At 56.8% G+C, this 9,089-nt stretch carries 10 protein-coding genes; 3 read left to right on the top strand and 7 right to left on the bottom strand.

Annotated elements, in window-relative coordinates; all coding sequences use genetic code 11:
- Positions 1-162 precede the first annotated feature (162 nt).
- From RE6C_RS00180 to RE6C_RS00150, 7 genes are read right to left on the bottom strand one after another with little or no spacing between them, the layout of a single operon-like run.
- Complete coding sequence (locus RE6C_RS00180) at positions 163-702, bottom strand: hypothetical protein (RefSeq protein ID WP_008652717.1); 540 nt, start codon at positions 700-702, stop codon at positions 163-165.
- Positions 699-1,124, bottom strand: coding sequence for a type IV pilus modification PilV family protein (locus RE6C_RS00175; RefSeq protein ID WP_008652716.1), 426 nt, complete (start codon positions 1,122-1,124; stop codon positions 699-701). Before RE6C_RS00175 ends, RE6C_RS00180 begins: the two co-directional genes overlap by 4 nt.
- Positions 1,124-2,197 (bottom strand): type II secretion system F family protein, encoded by a 1,074-nt coding sequence (locus RE6C_RS00170; protein ID WP_008652715.1) that lies wholly within the window; start codon positions 2,195-2,197, stop codon positions 1,124-1,126. The genes RE6C_RS00175 and RE6C_RS00170 overlap by 1 nt, the downstream gene beginning before the upstream one ends.
- Positions 2,194-3,282 carry a type II secretion system F family protein gene (locus tag RE6C_RS00165; RefSeq protein WP_008652714.1) on the bottom strand — a complete coding sequence of 363 codons (1,089 nt, stop codon included), beginning with the start codon at positions 3,280-3,282 and terminating at the stop codon, positions 2,194-2,196. Before RE6C_RS00165 ends, RE6C_RS00170 begins: the two co-directional genes overlap by 4 nt.
- On the bottom strand, positions 3,279-4,487 hold the full coding sequence (locus RE6C_RS00160) for a hypothetical protein (RefSeq protein WP_008652713.1): 1,209 nt from the start codon (positions 4,485-4,487) through the stop codon (positions 3,279-3,281). Before RE6C_RS00160 ends, RE6C_RS00165 begins: the two co-directional genes overlap by 4 nt.
- Positions 4,484-4,960, bottom strand: coding sequence for a hypothetical protein (locus RE6C_RS00155; protein ID WP_008652711.1), 477 nt, complete (start codon positions 4,958-4,960; stop codon positions 4,484-4,486). Before RE6C_RS00155 ends, RE6C_RS00160 begins: the two co-directional genes overlap by 4 nt.
- Positions 4,953-5,525, bottom strand: coding sequence for an RNA polymerase sigma factor (locus RE6C_RS00150; protein ID WP_236616136.1), 573 nt, complete (start codon positions 5,523-5,525; stop codon positions 4,953-4,955). The genes RE6C_RS00155 and RE6C_RS00150 overlap by 8 nt, the downstream gene beginning before the upstream one ends.
- Positions 5,526-5,780: 255 nt before the next feature.
- On the opposite strand from RE6C_RS00150, the gene RE6C_RS00140 reads away from it, so the two are divergent.
- Genes RE6C_RS00140 through RE6C_RS00130 form a run of 3 tightly spaced genes read left to right on the top strand, consistent with a single transcriptional unit; the run spans position 5,781 to position 8,991 of the window.
- Positions 5,781-6,176: a GntR family transcriptional regulator gene (locus RE6C_RS00140; RefSeq protein WP_008652707.1), complete on the top strand. Its 396-nt coding sequence runs from the start codon at positions 5,781-5,783 to the stop codon at positions 6,174-6,176.
- Positions 6,173-7,165: an ABC transporter ATP-binding protein gene (locus RE6C_RS00135; RefSeq protein ID WP_008652706.1), complete on the top strand. Its 993-nt coding sequence runs from the start codon at positions 6,173-6,175 to the stop codon at positions 7,163-7,165. The genes RE6C_RS00140 and RE6C_RS00135 overlap by 4 nt, the downstream gene beginning before the upstream one ends.
- Positions 7,162-8,991 carry a hypothetical protein gene (locus RE6C_RS00130; RefSeq protein ID WP_008652704.1) on the top strand — a complete coding sequence of 610 codons (1,830 nt, stop codon included), beginning with the start codon at positions 7,162-7,164 and terminating at the stop codon, positions 8,989-8,991. Before RE6C_RS00135 ends, RE6C_RS00130 begins: the two co-directional genes overlap by 4 nt.
- Positions 8,992-9,089: the final 98 nt, after the last annotated feature.

Here is a 9,089-nt window from a genome sequence, read left to right as displayed (position 1 = left end):
AAAACTTCGTTTCGGGAGAGGTTCTCGAATGCTGAAACCAGCTAAAACGCGGCCTCGACAAACTGCACGACCTCCTTCCAAAGGGAGCGTGAAGAGTGGAGGTAATGTTGGAGGGAGAGAGCGGCATGTCGCTGGGATGAGGCTGTTCAGGCACTGTGCGTTTCATGGCTTCACTCCAAATCGCGCGTATCGATTCAGTTCCATTCGCAAATGAAGATCGTTGCGATCGGTTGTGTCTGAGTTTGCCGTATTCGGATCGTCCGATGGTGGCAACCGACTTGGGATCGGCGTGCCACTGGAACGTTTGACTTGCAGTGTGATGGCCGTTGGCAGTTCGGTTTCGATCCAGTGCACGCGAGAACCCGGTTGCAATTCAAAGACATCCGTTCGCGTGGTGTTCGCGTCGATTTGTTCGGTCCGCTGAATCACTGGGCCTTCGACTTGATACACGACTTGCAACGAGGGCAGCGTCAACGTTTGGCCGTCAACCGAAGCGGCGTTGGCGGCGCGGGCGTCGTCCCGGAGGATCCGTGTCAAGCGTGTCAGGTTGGTTTGGTGAGCTTGCCGGGAGTTCATTTGTTTGGAGAGTTTCATGGATTGGTGAATCCAGCCGATGGAAACAGTGATCAGGGATGAAAGCACCGAGAGCACGATCATCAGTTCAACCAAGGAATGAGCGTGTCGTTTGGGAGAGCGGTTCATTGCGACGTCTCCTCTTTGGCGGTTGTGTCCAGAACCCAGCCAACCAGTTCGAGAGGTGTGCCCGGATGGCGGCGTTTCCAATCCAATCGCAGAGCGACCCGTGGGCCGAGTTCATCGTCGATGAAGTCGCCTGACCACTCGGGTTCAGTCAATGCATTTTGGAGTTCTTCGGATGCCTCGAGTTCCTGCAGAGCGGTTGCGATTTCATCGGCCGGAAGAGACGTGATCCGTTCGAGTTCGCTGGATACCGCCCAGGTCGCGATGCGTTGTTGGTTGGTGTCTTTCCAAACCCCGTGAATACGAAACGTCAACGAGGTAACGACTGACATCAGCGCGATCATGATGGAGGCGGCGACCACCAATTCGATCATCGTGAAGGCGTTTCGCGATGGCACGGTTCGGATTGTGGAGCGATGGTTCATCACGCGAGGGCTCCGATCAGACTGGTGAGGACAAGGAAGATCGCGATGCAGACCCAAGCCACGGCAGCGGCCAGCAGAAACAGACTGGCCAACGCGATCGCTTGCGTCAGGAGGTGACGGCGAATCGAACGCCGGTCAAAGCGAGATTCCGCCAGCCATTGCAGCAGCCAGGATTGGACATCGCTCGACGCGGCCACCGACAACGCTCGGGATTCTTTGGTGGTCAAGATCTTTTCGCTGGCCAGCGTCGCCCAGGGATCTTCGCCTCGTTCAATTCGTTCGCATGACGCGGCGAGTCGACGTCGTGTTTGGGGAACGTGATGACACTTCGAAAGGGTTTCCAGTCCCGAGGCAATCGGCCGGCCGGAACCGACCACGATTGCTAGCAGTGACAGCAGGTTGACCGAAGGCGGAACGAAGCGTTCGTGCCATCGAAACGGATTGAATCGTTGGGGACGTTTCTCTCCAAAGAACAGCAAGCGTCCCAGGAACAGCATCGCGAAAATTGCGACGCCAAAAAAGAAGAACTCGCCTCCACGATGGCTGACCGAGATCAGCAAACGAGTGATCGCAGGGAGTTCCAATCCAAACTCCTCGAACATCTTTTCAAAAGTCGGCATGATGAAGATCATCATGAATGTCAGGATGAACCAAGCGACAATGAATCCGAGCAGCACGCGAGTGAACTCGGATCGCGGATTCTGCCAACTGGAATCGGTGGATTCAGATTCCAATCCTTGATCGGAGATCAGTGCTTCGTAGGTTTCACTCAGGGTTCCTGTTTCGCTTGCCAAACGAATGGCCATCAAACCGGAGGGAGCCAAGATGCCCGGTGTTTGTTCCAGTGCATCCGCGACGGGCGTGCCCGCTTTCAGGAGCATCGCCAAATGGTTCATTCGCATTCCGACGGGGCCACCGAATTCGGCTGCGAGAAGATGCACCCACTTCGCGGGATTCGTGCGTTCTTGATGAGCGACCAGCAATGTTCGCACGAGGGCTCGCTGCGGGATCGATGAAAGAGCCAACAAGCCATCGGGTGTGTTGTCGTGCGTTGATGTGAATGAAGTGTTCATGACAACCCACTGATGAGTTCGACGAGTGGCATGAAGAGAGCAATCATCACCCAACCAATGGTCATCCCAAGCATGCAGACGATCATTGGCGATACCCAAATCAAAATGTCGCGGCGTCGATGTCGTTCGCGATCGCGATAGATGGCGGCGACATCTCGCATGCAGTTGGATTGCTGTTGGATCGGTTCGGTTTGCACGGCGTGGATCATCAGATGGCACGGCTTGCCATGGATGTGTGTTGGTCCTGTCAAAGGTGTTCGGCCGTCGTCGATTGCTTCAACACATCCTTCGCTGAGGTTTGACATCCATCCCGGAGCACTGCTTTCACCAGCGATCTGGTAGGCCTCCCGTCGGGTCAGGCCCACGTCCAACATCATCGCAACATGTTCAGCCCACGATGCCCAAACCAATCGGGCGGGTGTGAATAGGCGATGGCTCAATCGAACCCACGGCGGGTGTTGGCCGATCCGGCGAGACCGATAGCGAATGAGTTGCGCGACCACAAAAGCTGCGATGACAGTGAACAATAACGCCAAGCCATAGTCGCGAGTGAAGTGAGAAATCGCGAAAACCACTTTGGTAGGCAACGGCAACTCTAAGCCGAACTCGTCCATCATCTCTTCAAAGGCTGGCACCAGTAGCACGCAGATGATCATCAAGATCGTGATGCTGGCGAAGGCGAGAACCAGTGGGTAAACGAGAATGACCCACAAGCGATTTCGGGTTGGTCGGCCGGACAATGTGCTTTCCCATCGCCGAACCGCGTCTTCGAGTCTGGTCTTCTCGTCGGCAACCTCAGCGGAGCGATTGTCTTGAGGAGCCGTCAGCATCGGTTGGCAGATCGCAAGTGCTTCGGGGTGATGCAGCACGTCGTCGGCGGTCACCGGTTGGTCGAACCAGCGGCTCATCAATTCCATTTGCTGAGCCACATGGCCAACAGATTGCTGAGCGGCTTGATGCAGTTGCAACGCGATCATGGATCGTCGCGACAGCAGTTGTTCGATTTGTTTTCGAACGTGTTGCAGCCCAGGTGTTCCGGGGGCAACCAGTTCAGGAGTCACTTCTTCATCCGGAGTGTCATTCATGACGTCACTCCTGGCTGGACGAAAGCTTCCGCCACCGGGGTGTTGGCCCGTTGTGGTCGACGGACTTGGAAGTCCATCGTACGGTCGCCTTGCTCGCGTTGTGATCCGGGAAGCTCAGTTCCTGGAAGCTCAATTGCTAACTCGTTCGTATGCCGGGGTGAGACTGCGCCAACGAAGGAACCGGCCTCATTTGGATCGTTTGTTTCTCGCGCGATGGGTTGAGGTGCAGCGGGCGGCGTTGGAGCTAGCGTTTTCGGCAGGTTGCCAGCGGGAAGGTCCCGAGTGGGCTTGGAAAGGTCGTGAATCAGCGACACCAGCGGATTGAACAAAGCAAAGCTGTATGCCATCACTCCGGTGCCGCCGATCAAAGCCGTCAGCACGATTGGAAGCACGACTTTCAATACGCTCATGCGATTGGAAGCACTCGTTTTGAAGTGAGTCCCCAGTCGCAGCAAAGTGGTTTCGGAGGAAGCGTTGAGCACGCGGCCGCGAAGCGTGGTCTGGACTTGGTTGCGAGTGTCAGGCCTGCTATCGAGAAGATCGCAACTTAGGTTCACGGCTTCTTCGGCTGGCACATTGGTCTTGGCCATCGCGGCGATCAACCGCATCGCGACGGCGGATGCGTTGTCGCGGATAAACGCCGATCCTCCGAGTCGAGCGGCCCATCGTGAGACACCACCGGTGATCCAGATCAACAGGCATGTACCCAGTAGGACGAAGGGGGCAACGGCCAGCACGCTTGGCAGATAATCCACGATCGGATCTGAGTGCGGAGCTTGCGGAGTGGAAGGGACTAATTGCATGTCGGCGCGCAGAGCGTTGACGCTGGGGCCGATGAAGTACGTGAAGAATGTCAAACCCAAGTAGCCGATCACTGCCAGGGTCATCAGATAAATGCATGACCCCCACAGCAAACGAGAGAGTTTCTTTTCGGATCGCGTGTCGTGGGTCAAACCGTCCAAAACGATCTGCATGTTTCCGGTGCGGTCGAACACCTCTCGAGCGGCTCGGTAACGGGGCGGCCATTCTGCCGCGGGTTGCCGCTTCAGTAGCTCGACTTTTTCCAGTGTCAGCAATCCGTCAACACTGCCGCCGGATCCCAAATGGATGGGGACGCGAGCCATTACCGCGGCGGCCAGACCGTCATGGAAGACGTTTGATGGCGGATCAGAAGTCGCCGGCGGCGTCGAGTTTGGGTCGCTCATCGTTGGCTTCCCGAATCTTGAGTCGGCTCGGTGCTTGTACGGTGTTGTTTGGCTGGACGATGTTGATCCATCACTTCCATCAATGCCCAGTCCAGTGATTGGTTGGTCCGTGATGATCGCATCACTGCCTCTTGTTCCACTTCGTCGCTGCTCATCCGCGGAAGGGGGGCGATCGATTGCATTGATTGGCCCACCCAAACAAACGACAACATGGCGGCCATTCCCAAACCGAGCATTCCGAGTGCTCCGCCGGTTTGTTTGCGTGTTTGGTTTTGATGGCGAACGGATTCAAGGACTCGTGGACGAAGTTCGGACGATGGGCGTACGTAGCGACCCGCATTACGAATCAAGTCCTCAACGGAATCGCCGTTTTGAAGTTGCCAGTTGTCCAATTCGTAGCCGTGATTGCTTCGGTTGTGTTCGCCGCCTGGATCCGGCGAGCGGTCGTTCGGGAATGAGTTGCGATCAGCCATGAGTGGGCACCTCCGATTCGACGTCGCCGCGCAAAAGCTGAGTCATCTTCTGCATCCCGTAGCGATAGCGACTGGCCGACGTGCCGGGGGTGATCTCCAGGACGTCAGCGATTTCGAGGAACGTCATTTGTTCCCAGATTTTTAGTACGATCACTTCGCTTTGTTCGGTGGGCAATTTTCGAAGGGCTCGCCAAACCTCTCGGACGGTTTCTTCTTGTTCCAGTTCATCGACTCGCCGGACGGTGAGCAGGTCGGTCAGGTTGTCGACCAAACTCCAGCGAGATTTGCGTCGCGTGATCAGGAGCGATTCGTTGCGGACCATTCGAAGCAAGTAATTCCACGGTTGGTCGGCATCGCGGACCAGCCGCGGCCGCTCAGTGACTTTCACCAACACGGTTTGCACCGCGTCTTCCGCATCGTGCTGATTTCGCGTGATCGTCGTGGCAAACCGCACCATCCGAGTCGACGTCAGGTCGATCAGGCCGGCGACCGCGTCTCCGCCGTGAACCACCATGTGGTCAAGGCACTGAAAAACGCGTTTCGAAAAGGGGATGGAATGGCTCATCAAACAACAGGATGCGCCCCGGCGAGTCATTTGTCTAAGCAATTTGAAAAAATGTTGGCTGCTTCGCCCTCGCCCTCGCCCTCGCCCTCGTGCTCGTGCTCGTGCTCGTGCTCGTGCTCGTGGTTTCGATTACGAGCACGAGCACGAGCACCGGTCTCCGACCTGAGCACGACGGAGCGTCAGGCGGAAATTCAAGAAAACAGTTGACTCGTCGTCGCGACATCTGTATCAATGAGTTAACACAAGGGGGCAGTTGTGCAGATTCATTTATCCGACGACGGCGTGCCGCTCTATCAGCAAGTGGTCCAGCAGATTCGACATCGAATTTTGTCGGGCCAGCTTTCCGGCGGAGACGAGATGCCCGCCATCCGAACGTTGGCGGAGCGATTGCGAGTCAATCCGAACACCATCGCGCGAGCGTATCGCGAACTCGAACAAGCGGGCTTGGTCGAGAAACGTCGCACCCGAGGCACGTTTGTCTCGGCATCGCCGACGTCGATGTCCGCGAAAGGGAAGCGGGAAGCGATTGAGCCCGCGATCGATCAATTGCTCGTGCTCTCGCAAGGACTGGGCGTGGATGCGAAAGAGTTGTCGCAATGGATTCTCCGTCGCGATGAAGAGTTGCAACGCAAACGGGGAGAATCGTCATGAACAATGTTCAAGCGTCAGTGCCAGATGCCGTGGTGGTCGAAAACCTGAGTCAACGATTTGGCCGGACGGAAGCACTGAACGATGTTTCGCTGACGATCCCGCAGGGAACCGTGTTCGGATTGCTGGGGCTCAACGGCGCCGGCAAGACAACGCTGCTGCGTCACTTGTTGGGTTTGCATCAACCGCGAGTCGGCAGCGTCCGCGTGCTGGGATGCAGCCCGATCACCGATCGTGAAAAAGTGATGCGGAGGATTGGGTACTTGTCCGAGGAAGACAGCTTGCCGACTTGGATGCGAGTTCGTGACTTGACGGGATTTTGCGAAGCGATCTATCCGAGGTGGGATCGAGCGTACGCGGCGGAACTGTGTGAATGGTTCGAGTTGTCGCCCGATGCCAAGCTTCGCTCGCTCTCCAAGGGCGGCCGAGCAAGAGCGGGTTTGATTGCCGCGATCGCTCACAAGCCGGACTTGTTGGTTTTGGATGAACCCGGCAGTGGGCTGGACCCGATCGCTCGCGATGACATTTTGCAAGCGATCATTCGGACAGTCAGCTTGGAAGGCCGGACTGTGATCTTCAGCAGTCACTTGCTCGACGAAGTCAGCCGAGTGTGTGATCAAGTCGCGATCATGCATCAGGGCAAATTGATTGAATCCATGCCGATGATGGCGGTCGACGAACGCTACGAAGAATGGATCTTGCGATCGCGTGACGAGACGATCACGACGCAGCACGCTCGGAGAGATTGTCCGGTGGAAGCAGGTTTGGGCTGGCATCAGGAAGACGGTGAATGGTCGCTTTTGGTGCCTCGGCAATCCGAGTTGTCGCCGACCGCGTTGCCGCCCGAGTGGCAATGGATCGAAAGCCGTCACGTGACGCTGAAACGATTGTTCGAAGCCCATGTGCGAGCCCCGCGGCAATCCGTGACGGCAGAGGCTCGCGATGACCAAACATCCGGTCGTGAAGGTGCAACGATGGAGACTTCGTCATGAGCACATCACCGATTCAGCGATCGACGCGGACTGATTTGCCCACGAATGACAAGTTCGAAAGCGACCGCCGGACCGATTGGCAGAAGGACAGTCTCGCTGCGGCGAGATTGCTTTGGGCTCGCTGGGGCGGTGTGTGGCAAAGGCTTTGGTTGCTGTCCTTGATCGGTGTCGTCATGGCCGCCTGGATACACCGATTGTTTGGGACGGATGTCTTGTTGGCGTCCAATGTGATCGCGGGGGTGATGGCGGTGACGCAAGCTCCGTTGCTGTTGTGGTCAATTTTCGCGATTGATTGGTCGGGGCCGGATGTTGAGCGGAAAGCCTCTGGATTCGACGCATTCCTACTGCGCAGTCCGATTCCATCGAGCCGGCTGTTGTTGGTCGCTGCTGTGGCTCGGCATGCGGCGATCGCGATTTCGTTGCTGATGATCGCGTCCACGATTGAGTTGTCGATGGCGGGCCTCGGTGAACATGAGCGTTGGATTTTTCCTGCCCTGTGGATTTCATTCGGCACCGGATCGATGGCGGTGTTAGCGTTTTGTTGGCGACCATTTTCGTGGAACGGGTATCGAGTCCTCACCTTGCTGGTGCTGATTCCGACCGGATACATGGCAATGTGTTGGCCGTTTGTGGCGTTGGATGCGGGGCATCCGAAATGGTTGTTGCTGGGGTATTTGCCATGGCCGTTGCTCTTGCTTTGGTGCGGAACTCTTTGGATCACGTATCGATCATTGGAGCTGGCTCGAGCCAACTCGTATGGACTGGATGATGCCGGTTCGGTCACGGCGAAGATCCGTGAGTTTGCATCTTCAATCGGCGAACGGATTCTCGGTGCGGGGGCGTCAGTGCGGCGAAGTGGGCAAGCATCGGCGCTGGCGTGGTTTGATAGTCGTCAGTCACGAACAATGCGGTGGTCCATGATCGCGTGGATCGGTGTGCCCACGCTTGTGTTGCTGGCTTCTTTGCCACTGAATTTTGCTTCTGTGGTGGTCGCTAGTTTGATCGTGTTGACGTACACCGCTGTGTCGACGGCGGGCGGTTGGGGAGAGACCAGCGGTGTGAAACGAGGTCCGCAGGGCAGGGCGATGCCATTGTTGTTGGCCGTCAGCCCGGTTTCGCGAGAGGTCTTGGCGGCAATCAAAGTGTGGCGAACAACACGGTTGGTGTTGTTCGCGTCGGTGGTCACATTTGGCGTGCTGGGAGTTTTCTCGATTCCTACCAATCAGCCGGTTTGGAATCGATGGGCCGAGTCGATGGCATCGGGGACCGGAGTGAGTTCCTTCGCGATGGGAATTCGAGTCTCACTGGCGATTGCGATGTTCTCAACCATGATTTTGGTTGGGCGCGGTGTGGCCATGTTGTGGTTGGCGTTGATGGCCGATCGCCGAGTCACGGCGGCGGTCACGTTCTTGGTCAGTGGGCTGTTGATTTGGGGATCGTATCGCTTGGGATCTTGGTTTGTCAGCCAAAGTGAGTGGGAGGTCATGCTGCAGGAGTTTCGGCTTGGCGTTCTGCAGATTCCAGACTGGATCCCTCGGTTGCTGTGGGTGAAACTGGCCATGGTCTTGGTCGCTCTCGTGCAAGCCATTCGGCAACCGGGAAAGCCCAAAGCTTGGATCGGAAGAACGGTCGCGGTGTGGTGCAGTGCCGTTGTGTTGCTCTCCGCTGTTTTGATGGGCGTGCTGCCCGAGCAAATTGTCCTGGGCAACTCATGGGGCACCTGGACGCCAGCGTTTTTGCCGATCGCGATGGTGATCGCTTTGGTGCTGCCACTGTCAAGAGTTTTGATTCTGCCATGGGCAGTGGGACGTGACCTTCACCGATGAGTGGTTGTCGACTACCGAAATGGAGGTCGTGCAGTTTTGAAGTACCGTGCTCGCAAGGTTGAAATTACCCTCCTGAACGCAGTTGGGGAGGGTCGGAA

Origin of the sequence: Rhodopirellula europaea 6C, assembly GCF_000338295.1 — a bacterium.
Classification (GTDB): Bacteria; Planctomycetota; Planctomycetia; order Pirellulales; family Pirellulaceae; genus Rhodopirellula; species Rhodopirellula europaea.
Note: the sequence above shows the minus strand (reverse complement) of the source record. Positions and strands in the feature narration are given on the sequence as shown.

Excerpts from the sequence above, each read along its gene's own strand:
- RE6C_RS00180 (WP_008652717.1), bottom strand. The coding sequence starts at position 702 with ATGAACCGCTCTCCCAAACGACACGCTCATTCCTTGGTTGAACTGATG.
- RE6C_RS00175 (WP_008652716.1), bottom strand. The coding sequence starts at position 1,124 with ATGAACCATCGCTCCACAATCCGAACCGTGCCATCGCGAAACGCCTTC.
- RE6C_RS00170 (WP_008652715.1), bottom strand. The coding sequence starts at position 2,197 with ATGAACACTTCATTCACATCAACGCACGACAACACACCCGATGGCTTG.
- RE6C_RS00165 (WP_008652714.1), bottom strand. The coding sequence starts at position 3,282 with ATGAATGACACTCCGGATGAAGAAGTGACTCCTGAACTGGTTGCCCCC.
- RE6C_RS00160 (WP_008652713.1), bottom strand. The coding sequence starts at position 4,487 with ATGAGCGACCCAAACTCGACGCCGCCGGCGACTTCTGATCCGCCATCA.
- RE6C_RS00155 (WP_008652711.1), bottom strand. The coding sequence starts at position 4,960 with ATGGCTGATCGCAACTCATTCCCGAACGACCGCTCGCCGGATCCAGGC.
- RE6C_RS00150 (WP_236616136.1), bottom strand. The coding sequence starts at position 5,525 with ATGAGCCATTCCATCCCCTTTTCGAAACGCGTTTTTCAGTGCCTTGAC.
- RE6C_RS00135 (WP_008652706.1), top strand. The coding sequence starts at position 6,173 with ATGAACAATGTTCAAGCGTCAGTGCCAGATGCCGTGGTGGTCGAAAAC.
- RE6C_RS00130 (WP_008652704.1), top strand. The coding sequence starts at position 7,162 with ATGAGCACATCACCGATTCAGCGATCGACGCGGACTGATTTGCCCACG.